The organism is Yoonia sp. 208BN28-4 (genome assembly GCF_037543925.1).
Classification (GTDB): domain Bacteria; phylum Pseudomonadota; class Alphaproteobacteria; order Rhodobacterales; family Rhodobacteraceae; genus Yoonia.
The window spans coordinates 205,386-222,595 of record NZ_JBBIFY010000002.1 but is presented as its reverse complement, the minus strand read 5'-3'; the positions used below and the strand labels follow the sequence as shown (position 1 = coordinate 222,595).

17 protein-coding genes are annotated in these 17,210 nt (G+C 58.9%); 6 read left to right on the top strand and 11 right to left on the bottom strand.

Annotated features, from left to right (window positions below):
- Positions 1-63: 63 nt before the first annotated feature.
- A complete protein-coding gene (proS, locus tag V8J84_RS07165; RefSeq protein WP_339929533.1) occupies positions 64-1,401 on the bottom strand; it encodes a proline--tRNA ligase in 1,338 nt (445 codons plus the stop codon).
- A 210-nt stretch (positions 1,402-1,611) separates the two neighbouring features.
- On the opposite strand from proS, the gene V8J84_RS07160 reads away from it, so the two are divergent.
- The 5 genes from V8J84_RS07160 (at position 1,612) to V8J84_RS07140 (ending at position 7,807) form a co-directional block, all read left to right on the top strand.
- Positions 1,612-2,118 carry a fasciclin domain-containing protein gene (locus V8J84_RS07160; RefSeq protein ID WP_339929531.1) on the top strand — a complete coding sequence of 169 codons (507 nt, stop codon included), beginning with the start codon at positions 1,612-1,614 and terminating at the stop codon, positions 2,116-2,118.
- 100 nt (positions 2,119-2,218) lie between these two features.
- Entirely contained in the window at positions 2,219-3,280 is a 1,062-nt protein-coding gene (locus tag V8J84_RS07155; protein ID WP_339929529.1) for an AI-2E family transporter, read from the top strand.
- A gap of 1 nt (position 3,281) precedes the next feature.
- The gene (locus tag V8J84_RS07150) at positions 3,282-3,959 is read left to right on the top strand and encodes a chromosomal replication initiator DnaA (RefSeq protein WP_339929527.1); all 678 of its coding nucleotides are present in this window, start codon (positions 3,282-3,284) and stop codon (positions 3,957-3,959) included.
- A 57-nt stretch (positions 3,960-4,016) separates the two neighbouring features.
- Complete coding sequence (locus tag V8J84_RS07145) at positions 4,017-6,188, top strand: RNA degradosome polyphosphate kinase (protein ID WP_339929525.1); 2,172 nt, start codon at positions 4,017-4,019, stop codon at positions 6,186-6,188.
- 53 nt (positions 6,189-6,241) lie between these two features.
- Complete coding sequence (locus V8J84_RS07140) at positions 6,242-7,807, top strand: Ppx/GppA family phosphatase (protein ID WP_339929523.1); 1,566 nt, start codon at positions 6,242-6,244, stop codon at positions 7,805-7,807.
- Here the strand turns inward: V8J84_RS07140 and V8J84_RS07135 are convergent.
- Genes V8J84_RS07135 through scpA form a run of 7 tightly spaced genes read right to left on the bottom strand, consistent with a single transcriptional unit; the run spans position 7,804 to position 13,452 of the window.
- Positions 7,804-8,121, bottom strand: coding sequence for a DnaJ family domain-containing protein (locus tag V8J84_RS07135; RefSeq protein WP_339929521.1), 318 nt, complete (start codon positions 8,119-8,121; stop codon positions 7,804-7,806). The two genes, V8J84_RS07140 and V8J84_RS07135, sit on opposite strands and share 4 nt — an antisense overlap.
- A 3-nt stretch (positions 8,122-8,124) precedes the next feature.
- A complete protein-coding gene (locus tag V8J84_RS07130) occupies positions 8,125-8,496 on the bottom strand; it encodes a hypothetical protein (RefSeq protein ID WP_339929519.1) in 372 nt (123 codons plus the stop codon).
- A 36-nt stretch (positions 8,497-8,532) separates the two neighbouring features.
- The gene (locus V8J84_RS07125) at positions 8,533-9,543 is read right to left on the bottom strand and encodes an endonuclease/exonuclease/phosphatase family protein (RefSeq protein ID WP_339929517.1); all 1,011 of its coding nucleotides are present in this window, start codon (positions 9,541-9,543) and stop codon (positions 8,533-8,535) included.
- A complete protein-coding gene (locus V8J84_RS07120; RefSeq protein ID WP_339929515.1) occupies positions 9,540-10,232 on the bottom strand; it encodes a molecular chaperone DjiA in 693 nt (230 codons plus the stop codon). Before V8J84_RS07120 ends, V8J84_RS07125 begins: the two co-directional genes overlap by 4 nt.
- A 32-nt stretch (positions 10,233-10,264) precedes the next feature.
- Positions 10,265-10,735 carry a GNAT family N-acetyltransferase gene (locus V8J84_RS07115; RefSeq protein ID WP_339929513.1) on the bottom strand — a complete coding sequence of 157 codons (471 nt, stop codon included), beginning with the start codon at positions 10,733-10,735 and terminating at the stop codon, positions 10,265-10,267.
- Positions 10,732-11,325: a VOC family protein gene (locus V8J84_RS07110; protein WP_339929511.1), complete on the bottom strand. Its 594-nt coding sequence runs from the start codon at positions 11,323-11,325 to the stop codon at positions 10,732-10,734. The genes V8J84_RS07115 and V8J84_RS07110 overlap by 4 nt, the downstream gene beginning before the upstream one ends.
- Positions 11,326-13,452 (bottom strand): methylmalonyl-CoA mutase, encoded by a 2,127-nt coding sequence (gene scpA, locus V8J84_RS07105; RefSeq protein ID WP_339929509.1) that lies wholly within the window; start codon positions 13,450-13,452, stop codon positions 11,326-11,328.
- A gap of 202 nt (positions 13,453-13,654) precedes the next feature.
- Here scpA and V8J84_RS07100 point away from each other — a divergent pair, with 202 nt between their 5' ends.
- A complete protein-coding gene (locus V8J84_RS07100; protein ID WP_339929507.1) occupies positions 13,655-14,122 on the top strand; it encodes a DUF4174 domain-containing protein in 468 nt (155 codons plus the stop codon).
- A 115-nt stretch (positions 14,123-14,237) separates the two neighbouring features.
- On the opposite strand, the gene V8J84_RS07095 is transcribed toward V8J84_RS07100, so the two are convergent.
- The 3 genes from V8J84_RS07095 to V8J84_RS07085 form a co-directional block, all read right to left on the bottom strand.
- Entirely contained in the window at positions 14,238-14,861 is a 624-nt protein-coding gene (locus tag V8J84_RS07095; RefSeq protein ID WP_339929505.1) for a hypothetical protein, read from the bottom strand.
- Complete coding sequence (locus V8J84_RS07090; RefSeq protein ID WP_339929503.1) at positions 14,858-16,855, bottom strand: acetyl/propionyl/methylcrotonyl-CoA carboxylase subunit alpha; 1,998 nt, start codon at positions 16,853-16,855, stop codon at positions 14,858-14,860. The genes V8J84_RS07095 and V8J84_RS07090 overlap by 4 nt, the downstream gene beginning before the upstream one ends.
- A gap of 87 nt (positions 16,856-16,942) precedes the next feature.
- Positions 16,943-17,149: a hypothetical protein gene (locus tag V8J84_RS07085; protein WP_339929501.1), complete on the bottom strand. Its 207-nt coding sequence runs from the start codon at positions 17,147-17,149 to the stop codon at positions 16,943-16,945.
- Positions 17,150-17,210 lie beyond the last annotated feature (61 nt).

Genomic DNA, 17,210 nt, shown 5'->3' with positions numbered 1-17,210 from the left:
CGGGCAGGTTAAATGCACGGTCCGATTCGAGCAAGACGGCGGGTCAAAGCCCCGCCCTACGCCTTACAATGCGGCGTAGATTGCCTTGATCTTGGCGATGGCGTCGTCTGCCGACATCTCTTCGCTTTCGCCTGTGCGGCGCGACGTGACCTCGACCACGCCGTTCTTGAGGCCACGCGGACCGACAGTGATCCGCCAAGGCAGGCCGATCATGTCCATGGTGCCGAACTTTGCCCCTGCCCGCTCATCACGGTCATCGTAAAGCGGCTCAAGCCCTGCGGCGGTGAACTGCTTGTAAAGATCCTCGCAAGCCGCATCGCAGGCGTCATCGCCTGTGCGCATGTTCAGAATACCGACATGGAACGGCGTCACGCCTTCGGGCCAGATAATGCCCTTGTCATCGTGACTGGCTTCGATGATCGCACCCAGCAGACGCGACACGCCGATACCGTGCGACCCCATGTGGACGTTCACTTTTCCGCCTTCGCCATTGTCGACGGCTGCGTTCAGCGCGTCGGAATACTTGGTGCCGAAGTAGAAAATCTGGCCAACTTCGATCCCGCGCGCGGTTTTGCGACGTTCTTCGGGGATTTCTTTGAACAGCGCTTCATCGTGGGTTTCGTCGGTGCGGGCGTATTTGGTTGTGAACTCTTCCATCACGGCAGCACAAGCGGCCTTGTCGTCAAAATCAATCTCGCGGTCGCCGAAGGTCAGATCGGTCACGGCGCTGTCGTAGAACACCTCGCTCTCGCCCGTTTCGGCCAGCACCAGAAACTCGTGCGTATCCTCGCCACCAATCGGACCGGAATCCGCGCGCATCGGGATCGCCTTGAGGCCCATCCGCTCGTAGGTGCGCAGGTAGCTGACAAGGTGACGGTTGTAGGCGTGCAGCGCGTCTTCTTTTGTCAGATCAAAGTTATAGCCGTCTTTCATATAGAACTCGCGGCCCCGCATCACGCCAAAGCGCGGGCGGACCTCATCGCGGAATTTCCACTGGATTTGGTACATCGTCAGCGGCAGGTCTTTGTAGGACGTAACGTTGGCGCGGAAGATGTCCGTGATCAGCTCTTCCGCCGTGGGCGTGTAAAGCATGTCGCGCCCGCCACGGTCTTTGATCCGCAGCATCTCGTCGCCATAGGCATCGTAGCGCCCGCTTTCGCGCCACAGATCAGCCGACTGGATCGTGGGCATCAGCATTGCGTGGTGACCGGCCTTGGCCTGTTCCTCGTGCACGATGTTTTCGATCTTCTTGAGGACCTTATAGCCCAGCGGCAGCCACGAATAGATACCCGCGCTGGCCTGCTTGATCATGCCCGCCTGTAACATATAGCGGTGCGATACGATCTGCGCCTCGCGGGGTGTCTCTTTCAGGACGGGCAGAAAATAGCGGCTCAGGCGCATGGCGGTTTCCCTTTGGAAATAAACGATTTGGCGCAGGTTTAGGGCGCAGAGGACAGCGTGGCAAGCGCCACACACGTCACACGCAGCCATTCGGATCAAAGATTTCGCCTTTCTGACCTCTGCGTGAGCCGCATGACCCGATGAACCTGCCGCCCCGTAATCCCTTTCACATGCAAGTTCTGCATTTCAACCACGACAGGGAGACTACTTATGACACTGAAAACAACACTCGCCGCTGCCGCCGTCGCACTGTCCGCCACTGCCGCATCTGCAAACACCATCGTCGATATCGCCGCTGGCGATGATCGCTTCTCGACACTTGTGGCCGCCGTCACCGCCGCAGGTCTGGCCGAAACACTGTCCGGCCCCGGCCCGTTCACCGTCTATGCACCCTTGAACGAAGCGTTCGCCGCCCTGCCAGAGGGCACGGTCGACACGCTGCTGATGCCCGAGAACAAGGGCGATCTGACAAACGTGCTGCTGTATCATGTGGATGACCGCCAGCTGAACGCAGCGCAGTTCGCCCCCGGTGCCAACTATTACAAGCCGATCCTGGATAGCGAGCGTCTGTGCATCACAAGCCACAGCGGCGTGACGATTGCAGACGGCACAGGCGAAGTGGCGAATGTGGTTGTTGCCGATATTCAGGCCAGCAACGGTGTGATCCATGTGATCGACAAGGTGCTGCTGCCCGGCACGCGCCCTGCCTGCCACTAAACCTGACACCCTCACAGGCAGGGCCGCATGTGACGGCCCTGCCCTTGCGCTTGGGTCGCCTATTTGCGATGTGTTTTGAAACACAAGAAAGCAGGCGATCATGGCTTATCCGGTATCCCAACAAGCAAAATACTGGGGGATTGCTGCTGCGATCCTGTTCATCGCGCTGTGGTTTCTGGGCGATGTGATCCTGCCCTTTATCCTTGGCGGTGCAATCGCTTATTGTCTTGATCCGATTGCCGACCGGCTTGAGGCGATGGGACTTAGCCGCACGATATCGGTCGCTCTGATCTCGCTTGCGGCAGTGCTGATCTTTGTCGTGCTGATCTTGCTGGTTATTCCAACGCTGATCACGCAAACCTCTGGTCTGATTGCGGCGGCACCGGGTGCGCCCGACAGGCTACAGCAGTTTCTGGCGACAAACTTTCCATCGGTACTGGACGAGCAAAGCACTGTTTATCAGCAGCTTACCAAAATCGGCGATGCCATTCAGGCCAAGGGCGGGGAGCTTCTTGAAGGTATCCTGTCCTCGGCTTTGGGCCTTATCAACGTGCTGGTCCTGATCGTGGTTGTGCCGGTTGTTGCGTTTTATCTGTTGCTTGACTGGGACAATATGACGGCCCGCATTGATGAACTGCTGCCACGCGACCATGCCCCCACGATCCGCCAGCTTGCCCGCGATATTGACGACACGCTGGCCTCCTTTATTCGCGGTCAGGGCACGGTCTGTCTGATCATGGGCACTTACTACGCCGTCGGGCTGATGGCAGTGGGTCTGAACTTTGGGCTGGTCGTAGGCTTTTTCGCGGGCCTGATCACATTCATCCCTTACGTTGGCGCTTTGGTCGGTGGCGCGCTGGCGATTGGTCTCGCGCTCTATCAGTTTTGGGGTGAATGGGTGTGGATTGCCGCTGTGGCAGGCATCTTTGGCTTTGGCCAGTTTCTGGAAGGCAATATCATCACACCGCGCCTTGTGGGCAATTCGGTCGGGCTGCACCCTGTCTGGCTGATCTTCGCACTGTCGGTTTTTGGCGCGCTGTTTGGTTTTGTCGGTATGCTGGTTGCTGTGCCTGTTGCTGCCATGATCGGCGTTCTGATCCGGTTTGGCCTGACCCAATACAAGCAAAGCCGCCTTTATCGCGGCCTGACCACCGACGACTGACATGACCGAGCATCAACCAAGGCAACTGGCCTTTGACTTCCCGCCGGGTATCGCGCTGGGGCCTGACGACTTTTTCGTGTCCGAGGCCAACCGGCTTGCTTTTGCCATGCTGCGCACGCCGGGCGACTGGCCCGAGGGCAAGCTGGTGATCACGGGGCCGATCGGCTGCGGCAAAAGCCATCTGGCCCGCGTCTTTCATCTGCAAACAGGGGCGCGTGTGATCGCGGCCTCTGATCTGGTCGATGGCCCGCCGCCTGATGGGCCCATCGTGGTTGAGGATATGGAAAACCTGCCTGCTGCCTCAGAGACAGCGATGTTCCACCTGCACAATCACCAGCGCAATATCGGGCAGCCGCTGTTGATGACATCCGCCCTGCCCCCTGCACGCTGGCCCGCTACCCTGCCCGATCTGGTCAGCCGGATGCAGGCCACCACCGTGGCCCCGATTGACGATCCTGATGATGCGTTGCTGACCGTGGTGATCCTGAAACTCTTCAGTGATCGCCAGATTGTCCCACCGCCCAATCTGGCCCCCTATCTGGCGCAGCGGATCGAACGCTCTTTTGCGGCGGCGGCGGACATTGTGGAACGGCTCGACAAGTTGGCGATGGCGGAAGGCAAGGACATCTCGCAACGCCTTGCGGCTGCCTTGCTGGACAAGCCCGTTGATCTGGAGTGAAATACAAGGCTTGGAGGGCACGTTGCCAATGTGCCAAAGCGCAGACCTGATAAGCCTATGATGATCGCCGATTTTCTTGAAAGCCCGTTCCCCGAACCGATGGCGCTTGATGATGTGGACCTGTCCACTGCCGACCGATTTGTAAACCGCGAACTGAGCTGGCTGGGCTTTAATGATCGCGTGCTGGAAGAGGCTGAAAACCCTCGTGTGCCATTGCTGGAACGGATGCGGTTTTTGTCGATTTCCGCGACCAATCTGGATGAATTTTACACCGTGCGGGTGGCGGGCCTGCGCGAACTGGCCCATGCCGGTAATACGACCCCCGGACTGGACGGACGCAGCCCCGCAGAGCAGCTGAGCCTGATTGACGCACACGCCCGCAAGCTGATGGCGCGCCAACAGGATGTTTTCCGCTCTCTCACGTCTGAACTTGCCTCAGAAAACATGCATCTTCTGGATCGTGAGGGGCTGACGGACGCCGACAAGGCATTTCTTGATGACGTGTTTCTGGATCAGGTGTTTCCGGTCCTGTCGCCGCTTGCGATTGATCCCGCGCATCCGTTTCCGTTCCTGCCCAACGAAGGCTTTGCGCTGGCACTGCAACTAGACCGGATCAACGGGAAGGGACCATTGCGCGCGCTTTTGCCTGTCCCTGCACAGATCGATCGGTTCATCCGCCTACCCGGCGAGGATGGCCATCGTTTCCTCCCCTTGGAAGAGCTGCTTTTGCTGCACGTTGGCCGCCTCTTTCCGGGCTATAAAATCAAGGGGCACTGCGCGTTTAAGGTGCTACGCGACAGCGATCTTGAACTTGAGGACGAAGCAGAAGATCTGGTGCGCGAATTTGAAACCGCGCTGAAACGCAGACGCCGTGGCGAGGTGGTGCGCCTGAAAATGTCGGACAATGCTCCGCCAGCGCTCAAATCACTGATCATGGATGAATTGCACGTCACCGAAGACGAGGTGGTAGAGGTCGACGGCTTGATCGGTATCGCGGACCTGAGCGAATTGGTGATTGATGATCGCGCCGATCTTTTGTGGCCGCCCTTCACACCGCGGGTGCCTGAAAGGGTGCAGGACCATGACGGCGATATGTTCGCCGCGATCCGCAAAAAGGATATGCTGCTGCACCACCCCTATGAAACCTTTGACATGGTGGTCCGGTTTCTGGCGCAGGCCGCACGCGATCCGGATGTCGTGGCGATCAAGCAGACGCTTTACCGCACGTCGCGCAACTCTCCCATCGTGGATGCGCTGTGCGAGGCGGCGGAGGACGGCAAATCCGTCACCGCTTTCGTAGAGTTGAAAGCCCGCTTTGACGAGGCCGCCAACATTCGCCAGTCCCGCAGGCTGGAGCGCGCAGGCGCGCATGTGGTCTACGGGTTTCTCAATTACAAAACACACGCCAAAATCAGCACGGTTGTCCGCCGCGAGGGCAAGAAGCTGGCCACATATACGCACTTTGGCACCGGCAACTACCACCCTATCACGGCACGCATTTACACAGACGTCAGCCTGTTTACCTGCAACACCGATCTGGGACGTGATGCGACCAAGGTTTTCAATTACCTTTCGGGTTATGCGCAGCCGGATGATTTGCAAAACCTCGCTATCTCTCCGCTTGATCTGAAATCATCACTGATCGAGATGATCGAAGCGGAAACAGCACTCGCCCGCGATGGCAAACCCGCCACGATCTGGGCCAAGATGAATTCGCTGATCGAAAAGGACGTGATCGACGCGCTTTATGCAGCGTCACAAGCAGGCGTTCAGATCAGTCTGGTGATCCGTGGCATCTGCGGCCTGCGCCCCGGCGTGGTGGGGCTGTCCGAGAACATTCGCGTGAAATCCATCGTGGGCCGGTTCCTCGAACACTCGCGGTTGGTCTGCTTTGGCAACGGTCATGTGCTGCCCAGCAAAAAGGCGCGTGTCTTCATGTCGTCCGCCGACTGGATGAGCCGGAACCTCAACCGCCGTGTCGAAACCCTGATCGAGATCACCAACAACACGGTCAAGGCGCAGATCACGGGTCAAATCATGGCCGCCAACCTGCATGACGTAGCCCAAAGCTGGGTCATGGACGGCAGCGGCGCCTTTAGCCGCGAGATGGTCCCCGAAGGCGAATTTGCCTTCAACTGCCACCGCTTTTTCATGGAAAACCCGTCGCTGTCAGGGCGCGGGTCCGCAGGCGCGTCAGATGTGCCACGCCTGACACATACCGAAGATTGACACAGCGACAGCGCAGACCACATGGTCGGGTGCGATGAATAACGGGGCGCCAGATGCAAAACCAGTTGATCGAAACCGATGAGGCCATCGATTGGGGCGGCTTCGGGCGTCCGTTGTTTCAGGATGCAGCCGCGATGGGGCTGGGCCGTGTGGGGGTGCTTGATGTGGGCTCCAACTCTGTGCGTCTGGTGGTGTTCGATGGTGCGGCGCGATCGCCGGCCTATTTTTATAACGAAAAGATCATGTGTGCGCTGGGCGCGGGCCTGTCCCAAACCGGTCATCTGAACCCCGAAGGGCGCAAACGCGCTGTGTCGGCGATCCGCCGCTTTGCCGCCTTGGCCGATGGCATGGGCATCAGCCCGATCACGGCAGTTGCCACTGCCGCCGTGCGCGAGGCGTCTGACGGCAAAGACTTCCAGCAGGAAATATTGCGCGAAACAGGTATCAAACTGTGGGTGATCGACGGCAAGGAAGAAGCCCGCCTGTCCGCCCAAGGTGTGCTGTTGGGGTGGCCCGGGTCCTACGGTCTGGTCTGCGACATCGGTGGTTCATCACTGGAATTGGCCGATCTGGCGGACGGTCGCGTTGGCAAACGTGTGACTTCGGCGCTTGGCCCGCTGAAACTGCGCGAGGTCGAGGGCGGAAAGAAGGCGCTTAAGGCCTACATCAAATCCACAATGCTGGACCTGCATGACAAGATGGACAATGAAACCGGCATGCGCCTGTTTCTGGTCGGCGGATCGTGGCGTGCCATTGCGCGCGTTGATATGGAGCGGCGCGGCTACCCGCTGACTGTTTTGCACGAATACCGCATGACAGCGCGGCAGATCACGGCCACCGCCGATTACATTGCTGAAAATGACCTGCAAGACCTGCGCAGCCGCTGCGGCATATCAGACAGCCGGATGCAGCTTGTCCCGCTAGCGGTTGAAGTGCTCAAGCGGCTGATGCGGGTGTTCAGGCCCAAAGACGTCGCCATTTCCAGCTACGGCATCCGCGAAGGGATGCTCTATGAACAAATGCCACGCGAACTGCGCGAACGCGATCCGTTGATCGAGGCGTGCCGCTTTGCCGAACATAAAGACGCCCGTCTGCCCGGCTTTGGGCGCATCCTTTACGACTTTATCAAACCGCTGTTTCCCCGCGCCAACTGGCAGCGCAAGCGGATCATCAAGGCCGCAACGTCGCTGCACGATGTCAGTTGGCGGGCGCACCCCGACTACCGCGCCGAAGTGACGTTTGATAACGCGACCCGCGCCAATCTGGGTGGGCTCAAGCATTACGAGCGTGTGCTGCTGGGGCTGGCCCTGATGTATCGCTACACCTCCAAGCCCGGCGGTGGGCGCTATGATACACTGCTTGAGATGCTGGACGACGATCAGCGCCGCGAGGCCGAGATCATGGGCCGCGCCATGCGTCTGGGTGCCATGCTGTGGCTGTCGGCAGACGAGACGCCCGGCACTTTGAAGTGGAAACCCAAGTCGCGCGAACTGGTGCTGACGCTGAACGAACGGGCACGGCCATTATATGGTGAGGTGGCAGAACAACGCTTTGCAGCCCTTGCAAACGCGTTGAACGCGACAAGCACCGTGAAATTCAAGAAAGAGCCAAAGACCTAGCCGAACCGCGCGTGCGCTTCCATCTCGAGCGAGAGGCGCAGTTGTAAATCGGCGATGACCTTCATCTGGTCTTTACGCGCCTGCGGATCCGTCAGCGTTTGCAAATGCGCCCGTGCATCATTGATCTGATTGCGCAAAACGACCAGTGGGGACGTGGCACCCGCCTCTGCTGCGATCCGGTCAAGCACGGCGTCTTTAGGCGCATGCAAATCCTTTATCGGCTGCCCTTCACCCGGCAGATTGTCCAACTGCCCCTCACGCCGCGCCTTTTCAATCGCGCGGTCGATCATGTCCTCAAGCGGGTGGTTGAACATGGCCTACAGCTCGACCTCGCCTTCGGGGCTGATCTCTGGCGTCACTTCGGGCGCGTCAGGATTGCGCCGGATGATGATATCACCGTTCGGCAGCATTTCCGGCTCACCATAATTGTCGAAATTATCCACCAGTTCCATCATCAGCTCAAGCCGGGGGCCAAGCTCGATCATCATTGTCTCGATCTGGGGGCCGAATTCATCAATCAAAGCGCGGAGATTGTCCATTTCCGGCTCAAACTCATTCATCAGTCCGCGCAGAAGAAGCTGTGCGCCCTCTTCCAACAGATCAAGCCCTTCTTCTGTGTCAGATGTCTGCGCTGCCACAGGCGATAAGGACAGGCCAAGGGCCACGGTCAATGCTGCTATATATTTCATAGTCCCAATATACCGCATGTCGGCGGGAAACCCAAATCACATCGTCAGGTCAAGCGTGACGGGAAAGTGATCCGACGCCAGCAGCAACGCATCGCGCAGCGGCTTGTTTTCATAGCAGGCCGGATGGTCAAACGGATGCCATATCTGCCACGCAGGGTTTTGCGCGCGCAGGCGAGGCGACACCATGACATAGTCCAGAAGCGCCTGAAGATACGGCCCACCGCGCTGCTTGAAACGCGCCGTGGAGACAATCGCGCCCATCCGGCGGCTTAGTGCCATCTGCGCGTGCGGGTCAAAAAGCGGCGTTGCATCCCCCTCGCCCAGCACGATCTCGACGCCCGAGCGACCGAACAGCTTTTCGTATTCGTCCAGCCCCGGACCGTCGTTGAAATCACCCGCCACAATCAGGTCTTCGCCCGCCTCAAGGTGCTGGTTCACACGCTGACGTAGCCAGATGCATTGCGCCAACTGCTTGCGGCGGTTCTGAATAGAGATACGGCTGGCCTCGGCATCGTCGCGCGCGCCGTGCGGGGCTTTGGACTTGGCATGCACACCAATCAGGCGCAGCGGTTTGCCCCCGACATCAAGTGCTACTTCCAACGGTGGCTTTGACCAGCGGATGATGTCGGGCCGCGCGTCCACGTCGATATCCATACGCAGTTCCATGTCGAAACGCGGCGCGGCACTGCTTTGATCAATCTCGCCCAATGGATCGTGGCGGGCGGTCATTTTGTCGGGATCATAGAGCAGCGCAATTTCCTGCTGCGTTTCATTTGGAAATCCGATCAGCGGATTGCGGGCGCGCAGTCCAAAGCGTTCGGCAAAGGTATCAAGGGCCCTCACGCCGCTCCGGTGGCGACTGGTGTCAGGTGCCTCGATAATCATGATGGCGTCGGCGTCCATCGCCTGAAACACAGTGCCTAATGCCGCAATCTGCTGGGCACGGGTCACATCCCAGCGGCCCGACCATCCATCATCGTCGCGCAAACTGCCATCATCATTGAAAAGCGTGTTGAACCATTCGACGTTATAGGTCGCCAGCCTCACGCGGTTTCGCTTTGCCGTTCTTGCGTGATCTGTTCCCACGCCTCGTTCACCGCGACAAGGCGGGCCTGCGCAAGTTTGATAGCTTCTTCCGGCAGGCCACGCGCGGTCAGCTGGTCAGGGTGGGTTTCGCGCACCAGCCTGCGCCATGCCGCACGCACCACATCCATCGGGGCCGTGGCATCCACGCCAAGCACATCATAGGGGTCGCGCTGCGCATCCGGCACAAACTGCGCCCTGATCCTGACAAAGCGCCGCTCGTCAAAACCAAACGCATCCGCCACGTCGCGCAGAAATTCGTTTTCCTGCGGGTGATAGACGCCATCAGCCATCGCGATATGGAATAAACCTTCCATCAGGTCGCACAGCGGCGCATCATCTTCACCGTACATCCGCTTGATACTGCGGGCATAATCCTCAAAGCCTGCCACGTCCTGACGGGCGAGATTGAACACCCGTGCGGCCTGTGGCTCATCCTTGGGCGCGATGTGAAACACCTCTTTGAAGGCCGTCACTTCGTCGCGGGTGACTTGCCCGTCCGCCTTGGCCATTTTCGCCCCCAGCGCGATCACGGCAATGGTGAAAGCCACCGACATGTCGGGTGCTGCGCGCAGTTTTTCAAACACAGCCGACAGGCTTTCGCCTGCGGTCAGCGCAGAAATCGCGTCAGATATGCGGGTCCAGATCGACATGGGGTTTAGTCTAGCCGCTCTGACACCAAATGTCAGAGCCGTTTTTGCGCAATCACCAGATCAATGTCGCGTCCAAACTTGTGGCCCACGGCTGGAAGGTGTCCGGTCTGTTCAAAACCCATCGCGCGGTGAAAGGCCAAACCGGCGGTATTTTCGCCGCTTATGCCAGCAACAACAGTGGTCTTTCCTGCCGATCGCGCATGATGACACACCTGATCCAGCAGCGCACGGCCCAGCCCGCGCCCTTGCCCCGCTTGGGTCAACACAATCGAATATTCAACCGTGCGGGCATATCCCGCACCGGGCCGGAACGGGAAATAGGCGGCATATCCCTGCACCTTGCCGTCCACCTCGGCCACAAAACACGGACCATCGATAATGCGGGAAATGTCGTCATGTGACTTGGGATCGGGCGCAAAAGTGACTGTCGTGTCGCGGATCAGCGCGTTCACAATGGCGCGGATCGCGGCGTTGTCGCGTGGATTTGCAGGGCGGACCGTCACAGGTGGCGCATACCGTCAGGTGTCGTGATGGTGGCAGAAAAACCCGGCGCGCCGTTAACAAAATTGACCCGCGCGTCATCAATCGGCACATGCTGGCGCAGCCATTCGGCTTTGGGGTGCGACACGATCCACTGTGTCAGATGGCACCCACTATCAGGCAAGTTGCCACTTGGCGGCGTGATCCCCTCGCCCCACTTCAAAAGCGACGGGTATCCCCCCTGCATCGGTAGGCTGCCATCCTCTGGAACGGTCAGCTCCCACGTCAGTTTATCACGGCTCAGCTGCACCGGCGGGCCGGTAATATCGCTGGCCGCACTTGGATTTTCCGAACGACAAATCCAGTTGGCAAGGCGCGGCGGCCCCTCGAAATTGTCCAAATCGAACCATGTGGCGCGACCCGTCGGCTTTGCGTCCGGGTTCTTTGCGATCACCTCAAGATAGATGTCGCCCATTCCCAGCAGCATGTTGTGGGTCCCGAAATGCACGTGCTGTCCGCCTTGCACCAGCTTCACGCCCAACTGTTCCTCTGTCCAGGCCACACCATCTGCCAGATTTTCGCAGCCGATGGCCACGTGATCAAAGATGTACATTTAACCCTTCGCCTCCCTGATCAGGCGCAAGATATCTTCGGCGGCAGCAGGAATATTCGTGCCCGGTCCAAAGATCGCTTTGACACCAGCGTCATACAAAAACTGATAGTCCTGCTGCGGGATCACACCGCCGCAAATCACTAGAATATCCTCGGCCCCCGCCTCTTTCAGGGCAGCAACCAGTTTTGGCGCCAGTGTTTTGTGGCCAGCGGCCTGTGAAGAAATACCGATGACATGCACATCGTTATCCACCGCGTCCTGCGCGGCCTCGGCCGGTGTCTGGAACAGCGGGCCCACGTCCACGTCAAAGCCGATGTCGGCAAAGGCGGTGGCGATGACCTTTGCACCCCGATCATGCCCGTCCTGCCCCATTTTCACGACCAGCATACGCGGGCGACGGCCCTCATCTTCAGCAAACTGTTCGACCGACTTCTGGATCGCGGCAAAGCCTTCGTCGCCTTCATATGCGGCCCCATAGACGCCAGCCAGCGTCTTGACCTCGGCGCGGTGCCGCCCGAATGCTTTTTCCATCGCCATGCTGATCTCTCCAACGGTTGCGCGGGCGCGTGACGCGGCGACGGCGGCCTCAAGCAGATTGCCACCCTCATTGGCGCGGCGCGTGATTTCGTCCAGTGCCGCATCGCAAGCGGCTTGATCGCGGCTGTCTTTGGTCCGGTTGATCCGCGCGATCTGCGCGTCACGCACGGCGGCGTTATCAATGTCGCGAATATCAATCGGGTCTTCGTTGTCCTTGCGGTATTTATTCACGCCAACAATCACCTCGGTCCCGCGGTCGATCATCGCTTGGCGGGTGGCAGCGGTTTCCTCGATCCGCAGCTTGGGCATGCCAGAGGCCACGGCCTTGGTCATGCCGCCCATCTCCTCGACTTCCTCAATCAGCGCCCACGCCTTTTCGGCCAGCTCATGCGTCAGACTTTCGACGTAGTAAGACCCTGCCAGCGGATCGACCACGTTGGTCACGCCGGTTTCTTCCTGCAAAATCAACTGGGTATTTCGCGCGATCCGGCTTGAAAAATCGGTGGGCAACGCAATCGCCTCGTCCAGCGCGTTGGTGTGCAGCGACTGCGTACCGCCCAGCACCGCTGACATCGCCTCATAGGCTGTGCGGATCACGTTGTTGTAAGGGTCCTGTTCTTGCAGCGACACGCCAGAGGTCTGGCAGTGGGTGCGCAGCATGGATGATTTTTCATTCTTGGGTTCAAATTCCGCCATCACCCGCGACCACAGCAGGCGCGCGGCGCGCAGCTTGGCCGCTTCCATGAAGAAGTTCATGCCGATGGCGAAAAAGAACGACAGGCGCGGCGCGAACTTGTCCACATCCATGCCCGCTTTGATCGCGGTGCGCACGTATTCGCGCCCGTCAGCAATCGTGAACGCCAGTTCCTGCACAAGGTTCGCGCCCGCCTCTTGCATATGGTAGCCAGAGATCGAAATGCTGTTGAATTTCGGCATGTTGCCGGACGTATATTCAATAATATCCGCGATGATCCGCATCGAAGGTTCAGGCGGATAAACGTAGGTGTTGCGGACCATAAATTCTTTCAGAATATCGTTCTGAATGGTGCCCGACAGGACCGACACATCGTGGCCCTGCTCTTCTCCGGCGACGATGAAATTGGCCAGAATTGGAATAACTGCGCCGTTCATCGTCATGGAAACGCTGACTTTATCCAGCGGAATGCCGTCAAACAGGATCTTCATATCCTCAACGCTATCGATGGCCACACCGGCCTTGCCCACGTCACCTTCAACCCGCTCGTGATCGCTATCATAGCCGCGGTGCGTCGCCAGATCGAAGGCCACAGAGACACCCTGCTGACCACCAGCCAAGGCGGCGCGGTAGAACGCATTGGATTCTTCAGCCGTAGAGAACCCCGCATATTGCCGGATGGTCCAAGGGCGGCCCGCATACATCGTGGCTTTCACACCGCGCGTGTAGGGTGCCTGCCCCGGAATGCCGCCCATATGCGGCAGCTCTGCCACGTCCTCGGCTGTATAAAGCGGCTGAACGGGAATCCCCTCCAGCGTGTCCCATGTGAGGCTTTCCAATGATTTGCCACGCAGCTCCTTGGCTGCAATTTCGGACCAGTCTTTCTTTTGTCCCATCGTCATCTCCCGTCAGGGGGTGGCTACGCGGTTACGCGGCCAGTCGCCCGGTTTGTGTCTTGTGTGATTAAAGGTGGTGTGAGGTGTCACAACAGCGCGGCAGACGACCAATCTGACTGTGCCTTTGATAAATTGCGGAAAAATGACGCATATCGCGCCCGAAATCTTAGCAAACGCGACTTGCGATACTATGTTGAAGGGTATGAAACAGTTTCTCATCAACGGCATCGCTGCCGCCGCCCTGCTTGCCTCACCCGTTGCCGCGCAAGAGGTTAACGTGCTCGAAGAATGGCGTGCGGACCATGCAACCATTTTTAACGCAGCCGATGTCAATCTTGACGATCTCATCTGGGAGGCGCGGCCCGTGATCGTTTTCGCGCAGTCGCCCAATGACCCGCAGTTTGAACAACAAATGTCGCTGCTGTTGGAACGCACCGAATTGCTGGAAGAACGCGATGTGATCATCATCACGGACACGGATCCGGCCAATCCAAGTGATGCGCGCCTGCAATTACGCCCGCGCGGGTTCATGCTGGCGCTTTTGTCCAAAGACGGTCGGGTAGAGCTGCGCAAGCCCGCGCCGTGGGGCATTCGAGAGCTGTCCCGCTCCATCGATAAAATGCCGTTGCGCCTGCAAGAGGTAAACAACCGCCGTCTGGGCAACGAATAGCGCTTGTTATTGAAAACACCGGACTTTGCGGTTATATTGATGGCAGGAGGACACATCATGTCTGACAAAGCAAACGCACCATTGCCAAAGCTGCCGCCATATACGCCCATCCCGGTCACGGGTCGGACGGGGGCGCGGACGGAAGGCTACTAAGCCTTTGCGCGGCTGCTTTCGCGGCCTCTGCCCCTCCTTGTGAATAGGCGTCGATCATGGCCAACGCGAAGTTGCCATATTCAAAGGTCTGCGCACGCAATTCGATATAATCACGGTAAAGCGCCTCGCGACGGTCCAGCGACAGATCGCGCACGTCTTTGCTGCGCAGGTCGGTGACCATGCTGCGAATGGTCGAAAGCTGGGCGTAGTAGGCCACAACCGCATCAATCGATGATCGTGGCAGGACATGGATGTCGCCTACAATCGCATCAAAGACATTGCTTTTGTGTTCCTGCACGATGAACGGATGATAAGTCCGGTCTTCCTGCATCCGTTGTAAAATCCTGTCACGACCAGCAAAGATCGCTTCGCGCGACTCCATATTGGACAGGTTCGCGCCGATCTCGGCGAAAAGCGCGCGATGCACGTCACGCAAGCGTTCCGCCCGCAGTGCTGCCGCCTCGCGCCGGTTGCGACGGCCATTATAGACCCAGCCCGTCGCCACAAAGAAACCGGCCAGCACAGCCTGCCATATCCGCGGATCAATCGCGGCAAGCCAAGCCCATATGCCAGCCAGAAAGCTCACTCAAATTCCATGATGATGTCGTCCACCGCCAGACTGTCGCCCGCCGTGGCGTTCACTTTGGACACGGTGCCTTTGCGTTCGGCGCGCAGGATGTTTTCCATCTTCATCGCCTCGACGGTGCACAGCGCCTGCCCTTCCTGCACCTCGTCGCCTTCGGCCACATTTACCGATACGATCAGGCCGGGCATCGGACACAGCAGCAGCTTGGACGTATCAGCCGCGATTTTCTCGGGCATGTGCGTGGCCAGTTCCGCTTGGAGCGGCGTGAAAATTTGCACCGGCATATCCGCACCGCGATAGCGGACACGGAAGCCGCCGGGGATTTTGGCGACCTTCAGCACCAGCGGCGTGCCATCCACAGTCAGTCGCGCCAAGGGCTGTCCCGGGGTCCAGTCGCTTTCTACGCGGAACGTGTCATCGCCAATCGCAACTGTCGCACCCGCGTGGTCCGCCGCAATCGTCGCGGGAAGCGAATGCCCTTGCAGGTTTACCACCCAGTCAGAGCCGACCTTGCGTTCGTGGTTGTCCATACGCCCCGATACGCGCGTGCGCCTAATCTCGGCCACGCGGTGCATGGCAGAGGCGGCAGCCGCAATGCGCAGCAAATCGGCCTGCGGCAGCTCAACCCCGTCGAACCCTTCGGGATATTCTTCCTCGATGAACGCCGTGGTCATATTGCCGGATGTGAATTTCGGGTGGTCATAGACAGCGGCCAGAAACGGCAGGTTATGCCCGATGCCTTCAACCTCGAACCCGTCCAGCGCAAGGCGCATCTCTTCAATCGCAGTGGCGCGGTCCGGTCCCCATGTGCACAGCTTGGCGATCATCGGGTCATAATACATGCTGATCTCGCCGCCCTCATAGACGCCGGTGTCGTTGCGCACAGCACGCATTTTGGTGTGCTCCTCCGCAGGTGGACGGTAGCGGGTCAGGCGACCAATGGACGGCAGGAACCCGCGATAGGGGTCTTCGGCGTAAAGGCGACTTTCCATCGCCCAGCCGTTAATTTTAAGGTCATCCTGCTTGAACGGCAGCGCCTCGCCGTAAGCCACGCGGATCATCTGTTCGACCAGATCAACGCCCGTGATCAGTTCGGTCACGGGGTGTTCCACCTGCAAACGGGTGTTCATTTCAAGGAAGTAAAAGTTGCGGTCGCCGTCCACGATGAATTCTACCGTGCCCGCACTGGTGTAATCCACAGCCTGCGCCAGCGCGACAGACTGTTCGCCCATCGCCTTGCGCGTGGCCTCGTCCAGAAACGGCGAAGGCGCCTCTTCGATCACCTTCTGGTTCCGGCGCTGGATCGAACACTCGCGCTCGTGCAGGTAAACCGCGTTGCCGTGGCTGTCGCACAGCACCTGAATTTCGATGTGGCGCGGCTGGGTCACAAACTTCTCAATGAAAATCCGGTCGTCACCAAAGCTATTTGCCGCCTCGTTCTTGGACGACTGGAAGCCCTCGCGCGCCTCGTCATCGTTCCACGCGATGCGCATGCCTTTACCGCCGCCGCCAGCGCTGGCCTTGATCATCACGGGATAGCCAACCTCGTTCGAGATTTTCACCGCCTCGTCGGCATCTTCGATCAGGCCCATGTAGCCCGGCACGGTGGACACATTCGCCTCTTGCGCCAGCTTCTTGGAGGTAATCTTGTCACCCATCGCCTCGATCGCGCCCTTGGGCGGGCCGATAAAGGCAACGCCAGCCGCTTCAAGAGCTTCGGCGAACTTGCTGTTTTCGGACAAAAAACCGTAACCGGGGTGCACGGCTTCGGCCCCCGTCTGTTTGATCGCATCCATCACCTTGTCGATGACGATATAGGACTGGTTCGCTGGTGCTGGGCCGATATGCACCGCCTCGTCCGCCATCTTGACGTGCAGCGCGTTGCGGTCCGCATCTGAATAAATCGCTACCGTCTGGATGCCCATCTTGCGGGCCGTCTTTATAACGCGACAGGCGATTTCGCCACGGTTGGCGATCAGGATTTTCTTGAACATCAGTTGCAGTCCTTTGAACGAAAAAACGCCGCCAGAGCATTGCTCTGACGGCGTTCGAATTGAACCAGCCGAGGCTGGATGGATGTCTTAGCGACCTGTGACGTCGCGGGCCAGTGCGCCTGCGAGACCGCCAGCCAGCGCGCCTTCGGTGCAGTTGCTGCCGGCAATAGCTTCGCCAGCGACACAGCCAATGCCTGCGCCGACAAGCGCGCGCTCACCGTTGGTGTTGATGCCGGAACAAGCCGACAGGCCGACAACGGCGATAGCAGCGAATACGGTAGATACTTTAAGCATGATAGATTGCCTCTGTTAAGATATGTTGTGGGGGCAGACTCACTGTTCTGCTCGCCAACAT

Bases quoted from the DNA above. Each gene is read 5' to 3' on its own strand.
- scpA (WP_339929509.1), bottom strand. From the start codon at position 13,452: ATGGGACAAAAGAAAGACTGGTCCGAAATTGCAGCCAAGGAGCTGCGT.
- V8J84_RS07160 (WP_339929531.1), top strand. From the start codon at position 1,612: ATGACACTGAAAACAACACTCGCCGCTGCCGCCGTCGCACTGTCCGCC.
- V8J84_RS07155 (WP_339929529.1), top strand. From the start codon at position 2,219: ATGGCTTATCCGGTATCCCAACAAGCAAAATACTGGGGGATTGCTGCT.
- V8J84_RS07130 (WP_339929519.1), bottom strand. From the start codon at position 8,496: ATGAAATATATAGCAGCATTGACCGTGGCCCTTGGCCTGTCCTTATCG.
- V8J84_RS07120 (WP_339929515.1), bottom strand. From the start codon at position 10,232: ATGTCGATCTGGACCCGCATATCTGACGCGATTTCTGCGCTGACCGCA.
- V8J84_RS07140 (WP_339929523.1), top strand. From the start codon at position 6,242: ATGCAAAACCAGTTGATCGAAACCGATGAGGCCATCGATTGGGGCGGC.
- V8J84_RS07110 (WP_339929511.1), bottom strand. From the start codon at position 11,325: ATGTACATCTTTGATCACGTGGCCATCGGCTGCGAAAATCTGGCAGAT.
- V8J84_RS07150 (WP_339929527.1), top strand. From the start codon at position 3,282: ATGACCGAGCATCAACCAAGGCAACTGGCCTTTGACTTCCCGCCGGGT.
- V8J84_RS07090 (WP_339929503.1), bottom strand. From the start codon at position 16,855: ATGTTCAAGAAAATCCTGATCGCCAACCGTGGCGAAATCGCCTGTCGC.
- V8J84_RS07145 (WP_339929525.1), top strand. From the start codon at position 4,017: ATGATGATCGCCGATTTTCTTGAAAGCCCGTTCCCCGAACCGATGGCG.
- V8J84_RS07100 (WP_339929507.1), top strand. From the start codon at position 13,655: ATGAAACAGTTTCTCATCAACGGCATCGCTGCCGCCGCCCTGCTTGCC.
- V8J84_RS07085 (WP_339929501.1), bottom strand. From the start codon at position 17,149: ATGCTTAAAGTATCTACCGTATTCGCTGCTATCGCCGTTGTCGGCCTG.
- proS (WP_339929533.1), bottom strand. From the start codon at position 1,401: ATGCGCCTGAGCCGCTATTTTCTGCCCGTCCTGAAAGAGACACCCCGC.
- V8J84_RS07135 (WP_339929521.1), bottom strand. From the start codon at position 8,121: ATGTTCAACCACCCGCTTGAGGACATGATCGACCGCGCGATTGAAAAG.